We start from the raw sequence: 19790 nt of genomic DNA, 5'->3' as shown, positions 1-19790 counted from the left end.
CCTCATACCTTGATGTTCGTAAGAACGCGCATGACGATCAGGTTCAGTGACAGCATTATTCCGACGAAGAAACAGGCTGGTATGAACCAAGCGTGGTCCACAACGTCGTCATAGTATCCTGGGTCGTTTACAAGAATAAATAATAAGCAGAAGACCGGGAATCCAGACAAGAACTTGCCGGACCACTTTGCCTCGGCGGTGATAGCGTTCACGCGTCGGAACAAACGGAAACGTGCGCGAATAACTTGTGCAAGACCAGCCAAAATTTCGGCGAGGTTGCCACCGGATTGCTGCTGGATACCCACAGCAACAGACAGGAACCGAAGATCCTGCATATCCAGGCGTTCCGCCAGATCCTTCAGGGCTTCGCCGACGTCGCGTCCATAGGCACATTCGTCAGCGATGACCCCAAATTCGGTCCCGAGAGGATCTTGAACTTCGTTAGCTACAATCTGGATCGTTGAGACAAACGGGTTACCAACGCGAAGCGAACGCACCATCAGTTCGACTGCATCGGGCAATTGCTCTTCCATCATGCCCATGCGCTTTTTGGCCTTGTGGTTGACCCAAGCATAGACTCCACCAACGCCGATCGCCACTGACAGTGCGACCCGAAGTACGGTTTCCGTTGCGGTACCGATGCTCAGCCCAACGTATGCGAAGCCAGACACTAGCGCCATAATCATGATCAGTTGCTTGGGAGAGAAGGCGATTGCTGCCTTTTGCGCCTTGTCGGCCAAAAGCGAATAGAGCGGGATGCTCTGCGACTTCATATGCTGCTGCATTTCCTTGCGCAGCTGTTCCAGAACCTGTTCGCGTCCGACCCCTTTGTCCAGCATGTCCAGACGGCGGTTTACTCGGCTGTTCAGGCTGATCGATTTGCCAAAGGCTACGAGATAGATACCTTCGACCAGCAGAAGTACCGCGACAAAGATCACGACATAGATAAGGGCCTCAATGGGCAGTTGCATGGCCGGACCTCCTTATACGGTGGTTGGTTCGTAAATGGACGGAGGCAGATCAAAGCCCCACAGACGGAAACGTTCGGAGTAGTGGCTGCGAACGCCCGTTGCAGTGAAGTGACCGATGATCTTGTTGTCAGGTGTCAGGCCAACACGCTGGAATTTAAAGATTTCCTGCATCGAAATCACATCACCTTCCATCCCGGTGATTTCGGTGATGGATGTCATGCGGCGCGAGCCGTCCTGCAATCGGCTGGCCTGGACGATCAGGTTCACAGCGCTTGAGATTTGGCTGCGGACAGCTTTGATCGGCATTTCGATACCTGCCATCGCAATCATGTTTTCCAGACGCGAGATCCCGTCGCGGGCCGAGTTGGCGTGGATCGTGGTCATCGAACCGTCGTGGCCGGTGTTCATTGCCTGCAGCATGTCGATGACCTCGGCGCCACGCGTTTCGCCGACGATGATGCGGTCGGGGCGCATACGCAGGGCGTTTTTCAGACAGTCGCGAGGGCTGACCTCGCCTTTGCCTTCCACGTTAGGCGGGCGGCTTTCCATCCGGCCCACATGGGTCTGCTGCAGTTGTAGTTCCGCCGTATCCTCAATCGTCAGAATGCGTTCGGCATCGTCGATAAAGCTGGACAGGGCGTTCAACGTGGTTGTTTTACCAGAACCCGTACCACCTGAAACAATGATGTTCAGGCGCGTGGACACGGCGGCCTGTAGATAGGCGGCCATTTCTTCAGTGAAAGCGCCGAAATTAACAAGATCGTCGATGCCCAGCTTGTCTTTCTTGAACTTACGAATGGAAACTAGCGAGCCGTCGACGGCAATCGGAGGCACCATTGCGTTGAAACGCGAACCATCGGCCAGGCGAGCGTCAACGTAAGGGTTAGATTCATCAACACGACGCCCCACCGCGGATACGATTTTGTCGATGATCCGCATAAGGTGCTTTTCATCCTTGAACGTAACATCGCTGAGCTCAAGCTTGCCGAAGCGTTCGATGAAGATCTGCTGAGGTCCGTTCACCAAAATATCGTTGACGCTGTCATCTTGCAGCAAAGTCTCAAGCGGCCCTAGGCCTGTCACTTCGTCGTACAGCTCTTTGTTAAGCTGTGTGCGGTCCTCGCGGTTCAGAACGATATTGCGGGTCTCAAGAATTTCGCTGGCAATAGCGCTGATTTCCGCGCGCAGTTCGGATTCGCCAGCGCTTTCCAGCGCTGCCAGGTTTAGGTTCTCCAGCAGCTCGCGGTGTAGTTCGATCTTGATTTCGCCCAGTCGCTCTTTGCGCTTGCGGTCCTTGTCAGAGACCGCAACTTCTGCAGCCTTCTTTTGAACAGGGCGGCGCGCAACGGCATTTGCTGTTGGGGCTTTTTTTTCCGCAGTAGCTGCTGGTGCTGCCGCCTGTGGCGCAGTTGCGGTTTCAACCGGTTGAGCAGCGGGCTGCTTTTTGTATCTGGAAAACACGGCGACTACCCCTCTGAAAATTTACTATGCGGCCTCAGCACCGCTGCTGCCCAAACTGTGAAGCGACTTTGCGAGTTTTGCGATTTCGCGGCGCAGCGGGTTTTTGGTTGCAGATTTTGCCAGTGGCAAACCATGGTCGCCGCTCTGCATGACCTGTTTGCCACCCTCGGGCAATTGCAGGTCGATCGAAATGCCCAGGCTTTCGCCCATGCGCTTGACGCGGCTTTTGCCGTTCAGGTCAGTGAACTTCGGAGCCCGGTTCAACGCGAAGCGAAGCTTGTTGAACGGTAGCTCTTCTGCTTGTAGCGCACGTTTCAGCCTCAGCGCGTTTTGAGCCGAGCGCATATCTAGCTCGATCATCGCAAAATATACATGTGCGGCTTGCAAAACCGTCTCGGACCACAAAACCAGAGTTTTTGGCATGTCGATGATCACATAGTCGAACTTTCTGCGGGCGGTATTGATAACCTTTTCAATATCTTCCGGAGTGATCAGATCCAGCGGCACCATATCGGAGGGGGCGGTCAGGACGCTCAGCTTTTCCCCATAAGTCTGAAGGGCTTGAGAGAATACGTCGTCGTCCATAGATGCCGTATCCGAAAGCATCTCGAACACGGTTTCCCGGCGGGGCAGATCCAAGTATGTTGACACGCTGCCATATTGCAGGTCGAGGTCGATGATACAGACCGAAGGTGCATCTTTGTCAGACGCAGTCGCGAGTTCCCAGGCCAGGTTCACGGCCAGGGTCGTCGACCCCACGCCACCGGCCAGACCGTGCACAACAAATAGCGCGGCTTCTTTTGATTCTCCCTGAACCGCCGGAACCGAGGCGACCTGGGCCGCAGCAACCGGTTCAGGTTTGTTCATCCGGTCGATGGCTTCTTTCAGCTCACCTTCGGGAAGAGGATAGGGGACAAATTCGTCAGCGCCCTTGCGGAGCAGCTGGTGCAGGGACGCCGGAGTGACATCCTCAGCAATCAGCACGACCTTGATCTTCTTTTCCTTGGCCTGCGTGATGATTTCACCCATCAAGGACAGGTTGTCCTCATCGTCGCCGTCGATGGCAAGCGCAACGAAATCAAGGGTTTCAGCTTCGGGTTGGCCGAAAAACGCAAGCGCTTCTGCGAACCCAAGGTCGCCCCAGCGTTCACCCAAAATGGCTTCCATGTCCTCGATCAACAGATCGAAATTCTGGACGTCGCGACTGATCGTGCAAGCCAGAATGGCAGTCCCATCATCTTGCGTCGTGGCGCTTGTCATTAACACAATCCTCGTCGTCAGGGCGCCCGAACTGGCCGAACCCGTTTGGCTCGGCTCAGCTTGCTGTTGCCCGGTCGCGACCAATTCGGGCCGCACTTCACCTAATTGTTGAAAAGGTGGCTTGGAACTTAGGCAAGATTTAGGCGCAAAAGAACCAATTGTAGGGAATTGGGCGACGATGCCGCCCAATTCCTAGGTATTATTCACTATCGTCGCCGCCAACGTCATCGCGCTGGATATAGCTTTCGCGTCTGGCGCTTTCGACGTACTCGCGGTAGATCACTTCGGCGTATTTTCCATCCAACAGCTGATTATTTCCGTCAGAAAGGCCAGAAACTTCAGTCACCGTACGGCGGTTCCGACGGTCCCGCTCATTCGTGTCGATTAGCGGGCGTGTTTTACCGAACGAAACAACAGCCTCCAATCGTGACCGCGAAATACCCTGTTGCGTGAGGAAAGCAACGGCAGCATTCGCGCGCCTTTGACCCAGACGTTGGTTGTAAGACGCCGATCCAACTCTGTCGGTGTGGCCGTATACACGGAACCGAGCCTCAGGGAACTGTTTGATCCAGTCCGCCTGACGCAATAGAATCCGTCGCGCCGCTTCATCCAACTGTGCACTGTCGAAGGCAAAGTTGATCTGCGTTGGCACTTCGGCCGCGAATCGCTGCCCCAGGATCTGAGCGAAAGATAGTTCGCCATTCATGACCTGAGTGTTGTTGAGCGTCGCATTGCCAAATGCGCCTTGGTCGACTTCGTACCCGGCCTCACGTGTACATGCGGCGACAGCGACCGAAAGACTCAGTGTGAGTATCCACTTCTGCATTGGTCCTATCCTCCTATCAATCCAGAACGTAGCCGTAAGAGCTTCCGAAGTCCTGTTTGGCAACTTCAGAGGCCGCACCGGCACCCGGACGCGTTGTACGGGCGGTTCTGCCGTTGATGAACAGATCAAATTCGCTGGGTGGTTGAACCCGATCGGTAGGCAGAGCCAGAGCTTCACCACGAGTAGGCGAGACCAGATGTGCCGTTACGATGACGACCAGCTCAGTTTGCTCACGCTGGTACTGCGCGCTTCGGAACAATGACCCCAGTATAGGAATGTCGCCGACCCAAGGGATTTGGCTATTTAGATCTGCAAAGTCGTCCCGAATCAGACCTGCAATCGCAAAGCTTTCACCGTCCCGCATTTCAACCGTTGTCTTTGTTTGACGCGAGATAAATGTAGGAACGTTGTTACCAGCGATTGTGAACTCAGAGTTCGGGTCGATAGCGGACACCGACGTCCCCAGTTCCAGATTGATCAAATTGCCGTCGACAACACGCGGTGTAAACAAAACTTGAACACCGAAGTTGCGGTACTCGATTGCGATGTTCCCGTCGTCTGCCGGAACCGGAATTGGCACCTGGCCGCCAGCTAGGAATTCGGCTTCCTGACCGGATAGAGCCGACAGGTTTGGTTCCGCCAAAGTGCGAACAAGCCCCTTAGTTTCAAGGGCTTCAAGGAGTAAGCGAACCTGCGTCGAACCGGCGCCAAAGCCGAACAGGATGGCACCCGTATTGGTCTGTTGGAGCGGAATGTTGTTGTTCAACGCATTGGCCAGCGCACCAGCGGTGTTCAAAGTGTTGAAACCACCGGTCACATCACCGCCACCGAAACCAAGCGATGCGGTCAGGCTTTTGGCGACCGACCGGTTCATCTCAGCAAAGCGCACTTTCAACATGACCTGTTGCACGCCGCCGACCGACATAAGGTTCGATACACGTTCGGGCGCATAGCGCTCGGCAAGTTCGAGAGCGCGAGCAAGCTTTGCCGAACTGGAAATCGTACCTGACAGGACGATACCATCATTCGCTGTTCGAACTTCGATGGGCTCGTTCGGAAGAATCTGACGCAGTCTTTCTTTGAATTCAGACACATCCGGTGACACACGAACGCGAACGTTAGCTAGCAAATTGCCAGCGCCGTCAAACAACGTCAGGGTGGTCATACCAGGTGCCTTACCCAAAACATAAATTGTACGATCGGAAAGTGAAGAAATGTCAGCTATGCCAGCGTTGGCGATGCTGAGTTCCGCGAAGGGTGTCTCACTTTCAACTACTATTGCACGATTCATTGGTACGTCTAGCGTTTCCGCCGTACCGTTCTTTACAACACGCAGTGTTTCAGCATGGGCGGCACCGCCCACCACGCTGATAGCAAGCGCCAAACCCAGAAGGGTCGCGCTGATCCAAGATTGTATTTTCATGTGACCTGCCTCTCCGATCACGCCTCGTTTTAGGTCTAATGCCTTATGTAGGTTAACACTGCGCGAACTGAGAATTTATTGCAATAATCAATGGTTTCTGGAATTTTCCTTATGTGGGTAATCAGCAACATCTGAAATGAAATAAGCCGCGCAAATGGCGCGGCTTGGGGCGTTAAGGCTTTGATTTCACGTTAGTTTGTACAGGGTATCTGAGTTTTGACAATTTCCCCGCCGCGGCGTGTGTTTACGGTGCAGATTCTTTCTTGGACTGGAGCTGGCGCAGGCGCGACTTCCTTGATTCCCAGCAATTTTCTCTGGTCGACTTCGATCGCGCTAGCGACTGTTTCGTCTGCTAATCCGACCAATGCCAGAGACAGTCGACCTGTGTTCCGAGCTTGGGCAAGAGCTGCAATTTGCTCTGGGGTCGCGGCGACTGTTACTGTTCGCGCGATCGTTGCTCCGGTCACGTCCGAACCAGTGGTCTGGTCCACCGCGATAAGTTCAATATTCGTTTGGATTAATCGGGTAATCTCACCTGCTCGGCCACCGGCGTTAATGGAACCTGTCCAGTAAACATCTACACTGTCGCCGGGGCGCAAGAAGCCCGATACACCAGAAGCCACATCGACGCTGATCGCAAACGCGCGCATGCCTTTGCCCAAGCGCGAAGTCAAACCTGCTGCTTCGCCCGGTTTGGTAATTTTTACTTCAAGAAGGGCTTCGTCTTTTTCCATTGCTCTAAGAACAAATCGATCGCCCTGGGCGTCTTCTGGAAACAACACCGCGGCGTCCGAAAAAGTGCCTTCCGGGATAGCGTCCTGGGGCCATTCAACGGATCGCACGTCCTCTTGTGTGAGGCGTTCACCGTACTTCAACGCTCGATTCACAACAAAGACATCAACTGTTGAAATTGTCTTTACGTTGGCAAGCGCTTCTTGAGTGGCGCGTCTTTCCCGTTCAAGCTCGGCCTGAGTTTGTTGGATATAATCTTGGGCCAAGTACACGGCACCACCTGCCAAAGCGACCCCTACAATAAGGACAAGTCCGAATACCGCACGCATTTACGTCCCCTCACGCTACATTGTTTTTGCTAGGTGTCGTATCATTTACGACACCTGTCGACCTCGTGTAACTGTCAATTGTGTCGAAAACGCGGACAATGTGAGGTTTTCTCAACGACCATTTGCCATGGTTGGCATCTGTGGCACGAGCGCTTCAAATCTAGTCGCTGAAATTCACTGTGATTGTCATGGTATCAACTTGATCAGCAACCGTGTCCATTGCTGCGCCGTTTTTAGTGTCAATCGTTCTGACCGGCCCGGAGATGTAAGTGGCCACAACGCCGCCCATAAAAGCAACAAATGCCGTTAGCACCACCCAGTCAACCGTCACAGCCCCGTCTTCACGATTGTAGAAGTTAGAAAGCGTTCTAAGCATGGGGTACCACGATTAAGGTTGGAAAAAATGGCGGGGCCGAGTCAGATAACCCAGCCCCAGCTCGTAGTGTAAATAAGGCCAGAAACTTAGTCAGTCGCCGCCGACGGGTTGATTTGAACTTCGCTGACAACCTTACCACCGGTGGTGTCCAGCGCGCTACCAACACTGTCAGCAACGTTACGCGTGCCATCGCCAATTGCGGTATATGCAACAGCGGCCAGGCCAACAACAGCAGCGGTCAGAACAACCCAGTCTACAGTTACGGCGCCGTCTTCGTCTTTGCGGAAGTTCTTGATGAACTTGATCATGTTACGTCCCTCCTAAAGGATCAAATTAGTCACTTAAACCTAGGGGCCTTCCAGAGCTTTCTCTCTCAGTCCGCTCCCGACCATCTCGGTATGGCACTATGATTGCCTGCTGTGCGTGGCAGGAATTGGGCCAAACCTCATTTTTTTTCGAGGAAGTTTAACTTTTTGGTAGTTTTTTTCGCAAAGCATTGAAAGGAAAAGAAAAAAAATCCTATTGGAAATGGCTTGCCCTGCCGCGCCGATGCAAATTTACGGCAAATGAGGCGAAATTGCCCCATTTCACGGGGTTTTTCTGGCTTTACGGGCGGTTTCAGGGTTCAAATCAACCAAAAGATAAAGAACGAGGCAGGCAAATGAATCTCCGGGACGCAATGACTTGCGCCGGTTTGGCGGTGTTGGTGATGGCTGGCCCCATGCCGGTCGTGGCAAACGAGACCGAACCGCGAGGGGTTTACAAACGGGTGAAAGCCCCCAAACCGGGCACACGGCCCCGCGTGACGGTTCAGATCACCCCAGAAGAACACGCCAAATCACCGTCTGCGCCCAGCACCGGTACGGCAATAGTCGAACCGGAGATCATTGCGCGTACGCGTGTTACTCCGCCGACTGGTCCCGGTACGGCGGGGGCAGCGAAAAAGCCCGTCGGATCATACAAAGCGTTCTGGGAGCGTATCTCACCGGCTTTGGCTGAGGCCGGGTCAGGACGTTTGGACGATGCCATCAACGCTTTGGCCGCAACCAATGTTGCCTCGCCGCGTTTACAGACCCTGCAAAACATCGCCCAGCAGCGCGGAGTAGATATCCTGCGCTCCACCGTGGGTACGAATGTGTCACCGGCTCTGGTACTCGCAGTGATTTCGGTAGAATCGGCCGGGCGTACCAATGCTGTCAGCTCGGCCGGGGCACAGGGGTTGATGCAATTGATGCCCGCAACTGCAAAGAGGTTTGGGGTTAAGGACAGTATGCAACCGTCGCAGAACATCGCGGGTGGTGTGAAATACCTGAACTGGCTGATGGAGGAATTCGGCAATGACCCGATTCTTGTCCTTGCCGGGTACAATGCGGGCGAAGGGGCTGTGCGCAAGCATGACGGAGTGCCGCCTTATGCCGAGACCCGCGACTACGTGCCTAAGGTTCTCGCTGCGTTTCAGGTTGCGCGCGCTTTGTGCTCGACGCCGCCTCAACTGATTTCGGACGGCTGCGTCTTCCAAACTCAGAATTGAGTAAAGGCCCACCTGAAATTGGTGGGCCTTTTTCATTGGATGGCTTCAGTTGACGATATTGGCCTCGGTTGCGGCGCGAATCTCGTCCTCGGTCACGCCCTCAGCGATCTCGATGATTTTCAAGCCGCCATCAACCACGTCCAGAACGCCCAGATTGGTGATGATGCGATTCACCACCTTCTTGCCGGTCAGGGGCAGGGTGCATTTCTTCAGCAGCTTGGATTTGCCGTGCTTGTTGGTGTGGTCCATCACAACAATCACACGGCCGACACCAGCCACCAGGTCCATCGCGCCGCCCATGCCTTTGACCAGAACGCCGGGAATCATCCAGTTGGCCAAGTCGCCCTCTTCGTCGATTTCCATCGCGCCCAGAACAGCGGCTGCGATTTTACCGCCACGGATCATCGCAAAGGAGGTCGCGCTGTCGAAGTAGGACGTGCGAGACAGTTCGGTGATCGTCTGCTTACCGGCATTGATCAGGTCTGCGTCCTCTTCACCCTCGAACGGGAAGGGACCCATGCCCAGCATACCGTTTTCGGACTGAAGGGTGATATCTTTGTCACCCACATAGTTCGCCACCAGCGTCGGAATCCCGATGCCGAGGTTCACATACATGCCGTCTTCCAACTCTTGTGCGGCGCGGGCGGCCATCTGATTGCGATCCCAAGGCATTATGCTTCCTCCTTCTTACGGGTGGTGCGCTGTTCGATGCGCTTTTCGTGCTCGCCCTGAATGATGCGGTGCACATAGATACCGGGCAGGTGGATCGCGTCAGGATCCAGCGAGCCGCGCGGTACGATCTCTTCAACCTCGGCAATGCAGATCGTGCCACAGGTTGCAGCTGGCACGTTGAAGTTTCGGGCGGTCTTGCGGAAGATCAGGTTGCCGGTGTCGTCGGCTTTCCAGGCTTTGACGATGGCCAGATCGGCAAAGATGCCTTCTTCTAGAATGTAAGTCTCGCCGTTGAAGTCTTTGTGCTCTTTGCCTTCGGCGATTACGGTGCCCACGCCGGTCTTGGTATAGAAACCGGGGATGCCCGCACCGCCGGCGCGCATGCGCTCGGCCAGAGTACCTTGGGGATTGAATTCCAGCTCCAGCTCACCGCTGAGGTATTGGCGCATAAACTCGGCGTTTTCGCCGACATACGAGCTGATCATCTTTTTGACCTGCTTGGTCTGCAGCAGGATGCCGATCCCGAAATCGTCGACGCCGGCGTTGTTGGACGCAAAAGTCAGGTTCTGAGCACCCGAGTCCTTGATTGCCTCAAGCAGCAGTTCGGGAATACCGCAGAGGCCAAAACCGCCCGCTGCGATCATCATGCCGTCCGAGATCACTCCATCGAGTGCCTCGGTGGCATTGGCATAGACTTTCTTCATGGAAAACTCCCCCAATGACATGGTGATGGGCCGGTTGTGCCGCCACGTCACGGGGAAGTCAATGAAACCAAGGGGTAGGTGGTATTTCTACCTAGCCAGTACTCAAGTGGCCGCCTTTTTGGTCGTCTTCTTGGCGGCTGTTTTATTCTTAGGTGCCGCCTTTTTCTTTGTGCCCTTTTTGGCGGCGCGCTCGTTGACCAGTTCGATTGCCATTTCCTGCGTCACGTCCTCGGGCTTGATGTCCTTGGGAATGGTCGCGTTGACCTTTTCCCATTTCACATACGGTCCGTAACGCCCATCCAGGACCTGCATTGCGCCGCCATCGGGGTGTTCCCCGAGCTCTTTGAGCGGCTTGGCTGCCGCGCGACGGCCCCGGCCAGGGTTGGCACGCTTCTCGGCCAGCATTTCGACCGCGCGGTTCATGCCGATCTCAAACACATCGTTGGGGTCTTTGAGGTTGGCATAGACCGGCTTGGCCTCTTCCGGCAACTGATGCATCAGATACGGCCCAAACCGCCCGAAGTTTGAGCTAATCATGCCGCCTTCGGGGTGTTCGCCGATCTGGCGGGGCAATGACAGCAGCGTCAGAGCCTTATCCAAGTCCATGTCGTCCTTGCTCCAACCGCGGGGCAGGGAGGCTCGCGGCGGTTTCTTGTTCTCTGGCGTTGGCTCGCCGCGTTGCACGTAAGGACCAAAGCGGCCGGACTTTAGCCAAATCTCATCGCCTGCGTCTTCACCCAGCAGGCGTTCATCGCCTTCGGCCCCTTCGCCAGCGATGGGGCGGGTATAGGTGCATTCGGGGTAGTTTCCGCAGCCAACAAACCCGCCCGTGCGCGAGGTTTTCAGGTGCAGTTGACCAGTGCCGCATTTCGGGCAGCTCCGAGGATCAGAACCGTCTTCACGGGGCGGATAAAGCTGTGGTGCCAGCGCTTCGTCCAGCTTGTCCAGAACCTCTGAAATCCGCAGGTCCGACGTCTCGCCAATCGCGGCCGAGAAATCGCGCCAGAACTTGCCCAGCAGGTCTTTATAGTCGCGGTCCCCGGCGCTGACGTCGTCGAGCTGTTCCTCGAGATTCGCCGTGAACTCATAGCCCACATACTGACGGAAGAAGTTCAGCAAAAAGATAGTGACGATCCGGCCCTTCTCTTCAGGAATCAGCCGGTTCTTGTCCTTGCGCACATATTCCCGGTCCTGAATCGTGGTCACGATCGACGCGTAGGTCGATGGTCGACCGATGCCAAGCTCTTCCATCCGTTTGACCAGCGTGGCCTCGGTATAGCGGGGCGGAGGTTGGGTGTGGTGCTGCAAGGCCAGAACGGACTCATTGTCGGACAGAATTGCGGCCTTTTCCGAATCTCCGGTGACCTTGGCGAACTGATCCCGCAATGAGGTCTTTGCAAATCGCGCCGGATCGCCCTGCATGATCTGCGGCAGGCGCTTTTCGTCCTCATCGGCGACATCGTCACGGCCTTCTTCGTAGACGCGCATGAACCCGTCGAACAGCACCACCTGGCCCGTGGCGCGCAAACCGACCTGCCCGTGATCGCTGCCGATCTCGACGGTTGTACGCTCCAGCCGGGCGGCAGCCATTTGGCAGGCAATAGTGCGTTTCCAGATCAGGTCATACAGCTTGCGCTGATCCTCATCCGTGACTTTCAGCGCCTTGGCATCGCGCGACATGTCCGTCGGGCGGATACACTCGTGCGCTTCCTGCGCGTTCTTGGCCTTGTTCTTGTAGATACGTGGGCTGTCTGGCACGTACTCCGCGCCGTAGCGATCGGCGATGGCGTCGCGGGTGGCGGCCACAGCCTCGGGCGCCATGTCGATACCGTCGGTCCGCATATAGGTAATGTAACCCGCTTCATACAGTCGCTGCGCAACCTGCATCGCGTGGCGCGCACCCATGCCGAACTTTCGGCTGGCCTCTTGCTGCAGGGTCGAAGTCATGAACGGCGCGCTTGGGTTGCGTGCGGCGGGTTTGGCCTCGACCGAAGTGACGCTGAGGGCTCGGCTGGTGATTGCCTGAACCGCCAGCTCGGCCTGAGTGGCGTTGGCCAGATCGTGCTTGTCCAGCTTTTTGCCTGCCAGAGTGACCAGACGTGCCTCATAAGTCTGGCCACGCGGTGTCTCGAACAGCGCTTTGACCGACCAGTATTCCACCGGTTTGAAGGCCTCGATCTCCATCTCGCGCTCAACGATCAGGCGCAGACAAACAGATTGCACCCGTCCTGCAGACCGCGCACCCGGCAGTTTGCGCCACAGAACCGGAGACAAATTGAAGCCGACCAGGTAGTCCAAAGCGCGGCGAGCCAGATAAGCCTCGACCAGCGGCATGTCGACCTCGCGCGGGTTTTGCATCGCTTCGGTCACGGCATCCTTGGTGATCGCGTTGAAGGTAACGCGGCTAACCGGCGTGTCTTTCTTGATCGAGCGGCGCTTGGTCAGCGCTTCCTGCAAGTGCCAGCTGATGGCCTCTCCTTCGCGATCGGGGTCGGTCGCGAGGATCAGGGCGTTGTCTTCCTTAAGCGCGTCGGCGATGGCTTTGACGTGTTTGCGGCTGTCGTTCCCGACCTCCCATTTCATCGCAAATTCATGCTCGGGATCGACGGAACCATCCTTTGGCGGCAAGTCCCGAACATGGCCATAGGACGCCAGAACCGTGTAGTCAGGACCAAGATATTTGTTGATTGTTTTGGCCTTGGCAGGAGATTCTACAACAACTACAGGCATTTAAGGGAAAACCTCGCTCGACATAAAGTGCGTCTTCTATGATCGTGCAAAATGTGGAGGGCAAGGGCGAATTGTCAATGCGTTCCTTTGAACACTTAAATAATGGGGCGATTTCAACAGCCTGAGAGGGGATTGAAGACGCCGACTCGGCTTTGGTCGATCACGCGGTCAAAGACAACAGACCACCCGGCTGACGTTGAACGCGCCCGTCGAGCTCCAGATCGATCAGGGCCGGGCCGATCTCTCCTGCCGTAGCTGCAATGTCGCGGATCAACTGATCCTCGGCAATCGGGGACGGCCCAAGGCGTGCCAGAATTTCTTTGTGCAACGCGGTGCCTGTGACCGATGGCGTTGCGTGCAGCTCTGGTAAGCTCGGTTCGTTGATCGGCTGCACGTCCTGTTTCGGCAGGGCTTCTACCACGTCCTCGGCTGACCGTATCAGGGTCGCTCCATCCCGGATCAACAGGTTGCACCCGGCGGCGCGGGCGTCGAAAGGGTGGCCAGGGACAGCCAGGACCTCACGGCCCTGATCCAGCGCGTCCCGCGCAGTGATCAGGCTGCCGGACTTGGCGGCAGCTTCGACCACGACGACCGCTTGTGCAAGGCCGGATATGATCCGGTTGCGGCGCGGAAAGTGACGCGCTTGCGGCGTGACACCCATGGGCTGCTCTGAAACGCGCAATCCGGTCTGCGAGATCTTCTCTGCAAGGGCTGCGTTCTCGGCGGGGTAAACCACATCCACACCACCTGCCATGACAGCAACGGTTCCCGTTTCGATGGTCGCGAGATGGGCGGCGGTGTCGATTCCGCGCGCCAATCCGGAAACGATGACGTAGCCTTGCTTGCCGAGGTCCGTCGCCAGCCCTCGTGCCATTCGCGCGCCAAGCGACGAACAGTTGCGTGCGCCAACCAACGCTATCGCTTGGCGTTTCAGCAGAGAGACATCGCCAACAGCCCACAGCATCGGTGGGGCGTCGGGCAAATCGTTCAAAGCATCCGGAAAATCAGCGGACCCAAGGCACAAAAGTTTTGCGTTCGCAGCTTTTGCCGCCCTGAGTTCCGCCTCAATCACGCCGGGGGGGCAGATTTCATACCCATCAATTCCGGCAGCGCGTGCCATTTCAGGCAGCGCGGTCAGCGCATTCTGCGCCGAGCCATGTTCCCGCAGCAGTCGCCGAAACGTCGCCGGACCAACTTTGCGAGAGCGCAACAGACGAAGCCAGGAAAACCGATCCTCTTCCGTGGTGGGTGGGAGTGTGGGGTGATAGGAAGAAAGCTGCTCTTCGGTCATCCGATGCTCCGCCTGATTGCAGAACTGGTTTACGGCTGACGGGGTTAACAGCTTGTGAATCTCTTCAAATTATCCGGAAAATTTTCGAGGTCTGGCGTTGGTATTAGTTTAAGTACTTGAAAATTATAGGATAAACCTGCCAAGCTTTTGGTGCGGTTAAATCCCCCAACTCCAAAACCTGCGGGAATCGAGAGCGCCGAGTTAACCGAACGCTCTCTGATCTGACGCCAGCGATTCTTGATCAGGCCGCCGATCCGCCGACGGTCAGGCCGTCCATCAAAACGGTTGGCTGGCCAACGCCGACCGGCACCCATTGACCATCCTTGCCGCACGTTCCCATGCCCGGATCTAGCGCCATGTCATTGCCCAGTCCACGAATGCGCTTCAATGCCGAAGGTCCGTCTCCGATCAGGGTCGCGCCTTTGACAGGGGCGCCAATTTTGCCGTTCTCGACGCGATACGCCTCGGTGCAGGAGAAAACGAATTTGCCATTGGTGATGTCCACCTGACCTCCGCCAAAACCAACGGCCCAGATACCGTCTTTGATGTCGGCCACCAAGGAGGCAGGATCGGCATCGCCGCTTAGCATCACGGTGTTGGTCATCCGTGGCATGGGTTTGTGCGCATAGCTTTGCCGCCGGCCGTTTCCGGTTGGCGCGACGCCCATCAGGCGTGCGTTCTGGCGATCCTGCATGTAGCCGGTCAGGATACCGTCCTCGATCAGAACCGTGCGCGAACTGGGTGTACCCTCGTCATCCAAGGTGATCGAGCCGCGGCGATCCGGGATCGTGCCATCATCCACGACGGTCACGCCTTTGGATGCGACCTGCTGACCCATCAGACCGGCAAAGGCTGAGCTGCCTTTGCGGTTGAAATCACCCTCCAGCCCGTGCCCGATTGCTTCGTGCAGCAGGATACCGGGCCAGCCGGGGCCAAGCGCAATTTCCATTACGCCAGCAGGGGCGGGGATTGCGTCCAGATTGACCAAGGCGATGCGCAGTGCCTCGCGCGCTTTATCCTGCCAATCGCTTGGGTCGATCAGCCCGTCCAACCCGACGCGCCCGCCACCTCCGGCCGAGCCGCTTTCACGGCGGCCATTCTGTTCAACGATGATCGAAACGCCAAGGCGCGTCATCGGGCGCACGTCGCGCACCAGCACGCCGTCAGGGCGCAGGATTTCGACCTCTTGGACGCTTGCCGCAATGGTTGCGCTGACCTGTACTACACGGGGGTCGAGATCGCGGGCAAAGGCGTCGATCTCGCGGAGCGTCTCAATCTTGACCGGGAAGTCGGCAGATTCGATCGGGTCTTCGTCCGTATAGAGGCGGGTGTTGGTGGGGCGGGGCGCATCGGCCAGCGTGCCGCCGCCATCGCCAACGGCCAATCGTGCCGTCTCGGCCGCCCTTTTCAACGCCGGGATCGAAACGTCGGTGGAATGCGCATAGCCCGCGACCTCGCCCTGAACGGCCCGCAGGCCGAACCCTTCGGATGCGTCATAGGATGCGGTTTTCAACCGACCGTCATCAAAGACCAGAGACTCGGATTTTCGCCGCTCGACAAACAGTTCTCCGTCCTCGGCCCCCGCAGTTGCAGACTGCAGAACCGCAAGCGCTTCGTCCTGCGGAATAGCGCTTTCAAATGGGCGAAACGGGTCGTTGGGCATGGGTTGGGACCTTTCGAGTTTGATCCAGATCAAAAATAGCGTCTGTTTGACGCAAGCATTTTGCTTTATCTACCCGTCGGAATATGGTTTTTAACGCGGCCAAAGACAACGGGAGAGGTGCGACTGATTCACACCTTTTCGCCAGAGAAGCAAAGATCAGACGATCAGGACAGAAAATGAAGAATGCTTTGATGCTTTCGGGGCTCATGACAGCCCTCTCCAGCCTTCCCGCTATGGCTCAGGAGCTTGAAATTATTGGTAAGCCGGTCGATGGCGGCCTGGGCTTCCAGCCAGCAGCGACCAGCCTGGCCGAAGGGATTCAGCGGCTGGACGCCATGATTTTGGTAATCATCACCGCGATCTGCGTGTTCGTGGCCGGTCTGCTGGTGTACTGCATCGTGCGTTACAACCGTCGCGCAAACCCGGAACCGGCGCGATTCTCGCACTACACACCGGTTGAGATTGCGTGGACCATTGTCCCGATCCTCATTCTGGTCTTCATCGGTGCCTTCTCGCTGCCGGTTCTGTTCAAGCAGCAGGAAATCCCAGAAGGCGATATCACCATCAAGGTCGTGGGCAACCAGTGGTACTGGACCTATGAATACGTCGATCACGATTTCGCATTCGACAGCTATCTGCTGGGCCACCCGGCCACATTGGATGAGGGTGCCCGCCCTGCCGATGCGGATGTAACTCCGTTTGTTCTGGATGACGCGATGCGCGCCAAGCTGGCAGACGCGGGCTACGGGGAAGATGAATGGCTGCTGGCCACCGACACCGCTGTTGTTGTGCCCGTTGGCAAGATCATCGTCATGCAGGTCACCGCATCCGACGTGATCCACTCGTGGACCATCCCGTCCTTCGGCGTGAAGCAGGATGGTGTTCCGGGTCGTCTGGCAGAGCTTTGGTTTGAGGCAGAAAAAGAAGGCATCTATTTCGGCCAGTGTTCAGAACTGTGCGGCAAGGACCACGCCTATATGCCGATCACCGTCAAAGTCGTTAGCGAAGAAGCGTACGAGCAGTGGCTGCAAGGCGCGTTGGAAGAATATGCGGGCCAGCCTGCATCCTTCCAGGTCGCATCGAACTGACCCCGCCGCGGGCTGAATGCCCGCGCATCACGTAATGCAGGCTGCGCGAAAATCGCGCAGCTTTCGCCCCAAAAGGACCGGAAATGAGCGACGCAAGCATCAATGCCAGCACGGTACGCGCCAAGTCCCAAGAGGATGAGGCCAGCTTTGGCGATTTCTTTGCCCTGCTGAAGCCGCGCGTCATGTCGCTGGTCGTGTTTACGGCTCTGGTCGGTCTTCTGGCGGCTCCGGTTCCTGTGCACCCGTTTGTCGGTTTCTGCGCTATCCTGTTCATCGCCATCGGCGGCGGCGCCTCGGGTGCGCTGAATATGTGGTGGGATGCGGATATCGACCGGGTGATGAAGCGCACGAAGAAGCGCCCGATTCCTGCCGGTAAGGTGGAAGAGGGTGAGGCCTTGGCGATCGGACTGGCGCTGTCCGGCCTCTCCGTCATCATGCTGGGCCTCGCGACCAACTGGTTTGCAGGGGCGTTCCTGGCGTTCACCATCTTTTTCTACGTGGTCATCTACACGATGTGGCTGAAGCGCTCGACGCCGCAGAACATTGTGATCGGTGGCGCAGCCGGGGCCTTCCCGCCAGTTATCGGGTGGGTTGCGGCCACGGGCTCGATGTCGCTTGAGCCGTGGCTGATGTTCGCGCTGACTTTCATGTGGACCCCTCCGCATTTCTGGGCCTTGGCGCTGTTTATGCGTTCGGACTATGACGATGCGGGCGTTCCGATGCTGACCGTCACCCATGGCCGCCGCGCCACGCGCTGGCACATTCTGGTTTACACTGCTCTGCTGGCCCTTCTGGCGGTTGGGACGGCCTTTTCCGGTATCGGCGGGCCGATCTACCTGACAGTTGCCGTTGTGCTGAACGCGCTGTTCTTGCGCGGTGCATGGCAGATTTCGCGCCGGTCCGAGGATGACGCCGAAGCTGATGACTTCAAGGTCGAACGCTCGTTCTTCAAGCTCTCGCTGTTGTATCTTTTCCTGCACTTCGGCGCGATTCTGGTTGAGGCGCTGTTGAAACCCTATGGTCTGGGAGGTTGGTCATGAGCTTGCGAAAGCCCCACGAACTTCACCAACGCCGGTTTAGCCGCAATCTAGGGGTCGGCCTGACTCTGGCAGCATTCATCGTGATCATCTTTGGTCTGACGGTTGTCAAAGTGTCTGGCACCGACTTCAGCCTTGCAACGCAGGAGGTTCAGAACTGATGGCTTTGACGGGTCCACAGAAAACGGTTGCGCAGACAGTTGGTGTGGTTGTCCTGATGGGGAGCCTGGCCTGGGCCGCTGTTCCGTTTTACGACTGGTTTTGCCGTGTCACCGGGTTTGGTGGCACCACCGGGGTAGCCGAGGCCGCGCCCGAAGAAATCCTGGATCGCAAGGTGACTGTCCGTTTCGATGCCTCGAAAGCCAAAGGGTTTGGTTGGGAATTCAAACCGGTCGAACGCGAGATGGAAGTGCGCATCGGTGAAACCGGACTGGCCTTTTATGAGGCATACAATCCGACCGATCGCCCCATTGCCGGACAGGCATCTTACAACGTAGCGCCCTATTCGGCGGGCGGGTATTTCCAGAAAATTGCCTGTTTCTGCTTTGAAGAGCAGGTGCTGCAACCCGGCGAACGTGTTGAGATGCCGATAACCTTCTTCGTCGACCCGGAAATGGTCGATGATCTCGAAGCAAAGTATGTTCATACGATCACGCTGTCGTATACATTCTACGAAATTGACCTGCCCGAGGGCTATGCTGCCCTTGAGACGCAGGCTGATACAACAACGAACTAACGCCTTAGGTGAGGGACGCTGATGGCACACGCAAAAAACCATGATTATCACATTCTGGCCCCGTCGATCTGGCCTCTGATCGGCGCGATCGGTGGCTTTGTGATGCTGTTCGGAGCCGTCCTTTGGATGCACGGCTTGACGCCGTGGATGTTCTGGGCCGGGCTCGTCGCTGTTTTGTACACCATGTTCGCCTGGTGGTCCGAAGTTGTGGTCGAAAGCCGCCAGGGTGATCATACGCCTGTTGTGCGTATCGGTCTGCGCTATGGCTTCATCCTGTTTGTCATGTCCGAGGTGATGTTCTTCTTCGCCTGGTTCTGGTCGTTCTTCAAACATCGCATGTATCCGATGTACGACTATGCCGGTACGGAATACATCCAGCCAGACATTCATGCGGTGGATCCGTTCCACCTGCCGCTGATCAACACTCTGGTCCTGCTGCTGTCGGGCTGTGCGATCACCTGGGCTCACCATGCGCTCGTACACGACAACGATCGCAAGGCGCTGATCAATGGTCTGGCAATCGGTATCGTTCTGGGTATCCTGTTCACCCTGCTGCAGGCCTATGAATACTATGAGCTTCTGGCCCATGAAGGTTGGGAATTCGGTGGCGACCAGTTCTATTCGAACTTCTTCATGGCGACCGGGTTCCACGGCGCACATGTGATCATCGGGACCATCTTCCTGACCGTGTGTCTGATCCGAGCTCTCAAGGGTGACTTCACGCCCGAGAAACACGTCGGTTTCGAAGCTGCCGCATGGTACTGGCACTTTGTCGACGTTGTTTGGCTGTTCCTGTTCTTCGCGGTTTACATCTGGGGTCAGGCTCCGCTGATGTAAGGCCAGAAGGGCAATCAAAATGCGAAAGCCGCCCTTTTTGGGGCGGCTTTTTCTCTATCCGGGGCGCAATATTGCGCCCCATACAATTGCGTGGTTGCCTTTCGGCAGCTGCAGCCCTTAACA

At 56.6% G+C, this 19790-nt stretch carries 19 protein-coding genes; 6 read left to right on the top strand and 13 right to left on the bottom strand.

From position 1 onward, the window contains the following. Window positions 1-2: 2 nt before the first annotated feature. From GOV53_RS08935 to GOV53_RS08900, 8 genes are all read right to left on the bottom strand, one after another. Window positions 3-971, bottom strand: coding sequence for a type II secretion system F family protein (locus tag GOV53_RS08935; protein WP_170465543.1), 969 nt, complete (start codon window positions 969-971; stop codon window positions 3-5). A 12-nt stretch (window positions 972-983) separates the two neighbouring features. Continuing rightward, window positions 984-2432 carry a CpaF family protein gene (locus tag GOV53_RS08930; protein WP_170465541.1) on the bottom strand — a complete coding sequence of 483 codons (1449 nt, stop codon included), beginning with the start codon at window positions 2430-2432 and terminating at the stop codon, window positions 984-986. A gap of 24 nt (window positions 2433-2456) precedes the next feature. After that, a complete protein-coding gene (locus GOV53_RS08925; protein ID WP_170465539.1) occupies window positions 2457-3692 on the bottom strand; it encodes an AAA family ATPase in 1236 nt (411 codons plus the stop codon). 199 nt (window positions 3693-3891) lie between these two features. Then, window positions 3892-4518 carry an OmpA family protein gene (locus GOV53_RS08920; protein ID WP_170465537.1) on the bottom strand — a complete coding sequence of 209 codons (627 nt, stop codon included), beginning with the start codon at window positions 4516-4518 and terminating at the stop codon, window positions 3892-3894. Window positions 4519-4534: 16 nt separating this feature from the next. Then, window positions 4535-5941 carry a type II and III secretion system protein family protein gene (locus GOV53_RS08915; protein WP_170465535.1) on the bottom strand — a complete coding sequence of 469 codons (1407 nt, stop codon included), beginning with the start codon at window positions 5939-5941 and terminating at the stop codon, window positions 4535-4537. A gap of 191 nt (window positions 5942-6132) precedes the next feature. Further along, on the bottom strand, window positions 6133-7002 hold the full coding sequence (gene cpaB, locus GOV53_RS08910) for a Flp pilus assembly protein CpaB (protein WP_170465533.1): 870 nt from the start codon (window positions 7000-7002) through the stop codon (window positions 6133-6135). 160 nt (window positions 7003-7162) lie between these two features. Further along, a complete protein-coding gene (locus GOV53_RS08905) occupies window positions 7163-7378 on the bottom strand; it encodes a hypothetical protein (protein ID WP_170465531.1) in 216 nt (71 codons plus the stop codon). Window positions 7379-7464: 86 nt separating this feature from the next. Next, window positions 7465-7686: a Flp family type IVb pilin gene (locus GOV53_RS08900; RefSeq protein WP_170465530.1), complete on the bottom strand. Its 222-nt coding sequence runs from the start codon at window positions 7684-7686 to the stop codon at window positions 7465-7467. A gap of 353 nt (window positions 7687-8039) precedes the next feature. On the opposite strand from GOV53_RS08900, the gene GOV53_RS08895 reads away from it, so the two are divergent. Further along, the gene (locus tag GOV53_RS08895) at window positions 8040-8909 is read left to right on the top strand and encodes a lytic transglycosylase domain-containing protein (protein ID WP_170465528.1); all 870 of its coding nucleotides are present in this window, start codon (window positions 8040-8042) and stop codon (window positions 8907-8909) included. A 45-nt stretch (window positions 8910-8954) separates the two neighbouring features. Here the strand turns inward: GOV53_RS08895 and GOV53_RS08890 are convergent, their stop codons facing one another. From GOV53_RS08890 to tldD, 5 genes are all read right to left on the bottom strand, one after another. Next, window positions 8955-9581, bottom strand: coding sequence for a CoA transferase subunit B (locus tag GOV53_RS08890; protein ID WP_170465526.1), 627 nt, complete (start codon window positions 9579-9581; stop codon window positions 8955-8957). Further along, window positions 9581-10285, bottom strand: coding sequence for a CoA transferase subunit A (locus GOV53_RS08885; protein WP_170465524.1), 705 nt, complete (start codon window positions 10283-10285; stop codon window positions 9581-9583). The genes GOV53_RS08890 and GOV53_RS08885 overlap by 1 nt, the downstream gene beginning before the upstream one ends. Window positions 10286-10387: 102 nt before the next feature. Further along, complete coding sequence (gene topA, locus GOV53_RS08880) at window positions 10388-13015, bottom strand: type I DNA topoisomerase (RefSeq protein ID WP_170465522.1); 2628 nt, start codon at window positions 13013-13015, stop codon at window positions 10388-10390. Between the two features lie 160 nt (window positions 13016-13175). Next, on the bottom strand, window positions 13176-14306 hold the full coding sequence (gene dprA, locus GOV53_RS08875) for a DNA-processing protein DprA (RefSeq protein WP_170465519.1): 1131 nt from the start codon (window positions 14304-14306) through the stop codon (window positions 13176-13178). A 241-nt stretch (window positions 14307-14547) separates the two neighbouring features. Continuing rightward, a complete protein-coding gene (gene tldD / locus GOV53_RS08870; protein ID WP_170465517.1) occupies window positions 14548-15969 on the bottom strand; it encodes a metalloprotease TldD in 1422 nt (473 codons plus the stop codon). Window positions 15970-16145: 176 nt separating this feature from the next. Here tldD and coxB point away from each other — a divergent pair, with 176 nt between their 5' ends. The 5 genes from coxB to GOV53_RS08845 all read left to right on the top strand — a co-directional run bounded on the left by coxB (window position 16146) and on the right by GOV53_RS08845 (window position 19667). After that, window positions 16146-17057 (top strand): cytochrome c oxidase subunit II, encoded by a 912-nt coding sequence (gene coxB / locus GOV53_RS08865; protein WP_170465515.1) that lies wholly within the window; start codon window positions 16146-16148, stop codon window positions 17055-17057. A gap of 83 nt (window positions 17058-17140) precedes the next feature. Continuing rightward, the gene (cyoE, locus tag GOV53_RS08860; protein ID WP_170465513.1) at window positions 17141-18097 is read left to right on the top strand and encodes a heme o synthase; all 957 of its coding nucleotides are present in this window, start codon (window positions 17141-17143) and stop codon (window positions 18095-18097) included. Beyond that, window positions 18094-18255 (top strand): hypothetical protein, encoded by a 162-nt coding sequence (locus GOV53_RS08855; protein WP_170465511.1) that lies wholly within the window; start codon window positions 18094-18096, stop codon window positions 18253-18255. Before cyoE ends, GOV53_RS08855 begins: the two co-directional genes overlap by 4 nt. Next, a complete protein-coding gene (locus GOV53_RS08850; protein ID WP_170465509.1) occupies window positions 18255-18830 on the top strand; it encodes a cytochrome c oxidase assembly protein in 576 nt (191 codons plus the stop codon). The genes GOV53_RS08855 and GOV53_RS08850 overlap by 1 nt, the downstream gene beginning before the upstream one ends. 21 nt (window positions 18831-18851) lie before the next feature. Further along, a complete protein-coding gene (locus tag GOV53_RS08845; protein WP_170465507.1) occupies window positions 18852-19667 on the top strand; it encodes a cytochrome c oxidase subunit 3 in 816 nt (271 codons plus the stop codon). The last annotated feature ends 123 nt before the right edge of the window (window positions 19668-19790 follow it).

It is taken from the genome of Ruegeria arenilitoris, assembly GCF_013035315.1.
In the GTDB taxonomy this organism is placed as follows: Bacteria; Pseudomonadota; Alphaproteobacteria; order Rhodobacterales; family Rhodobacteraceae; genus Ruegeria; species Ruegeria arenilitoris_D.
The sequence above is the reverse complement of the archived record's forward strand: the minus strand, read 5'-3'. Positions and strand labels throughout refer to the sequence as shown.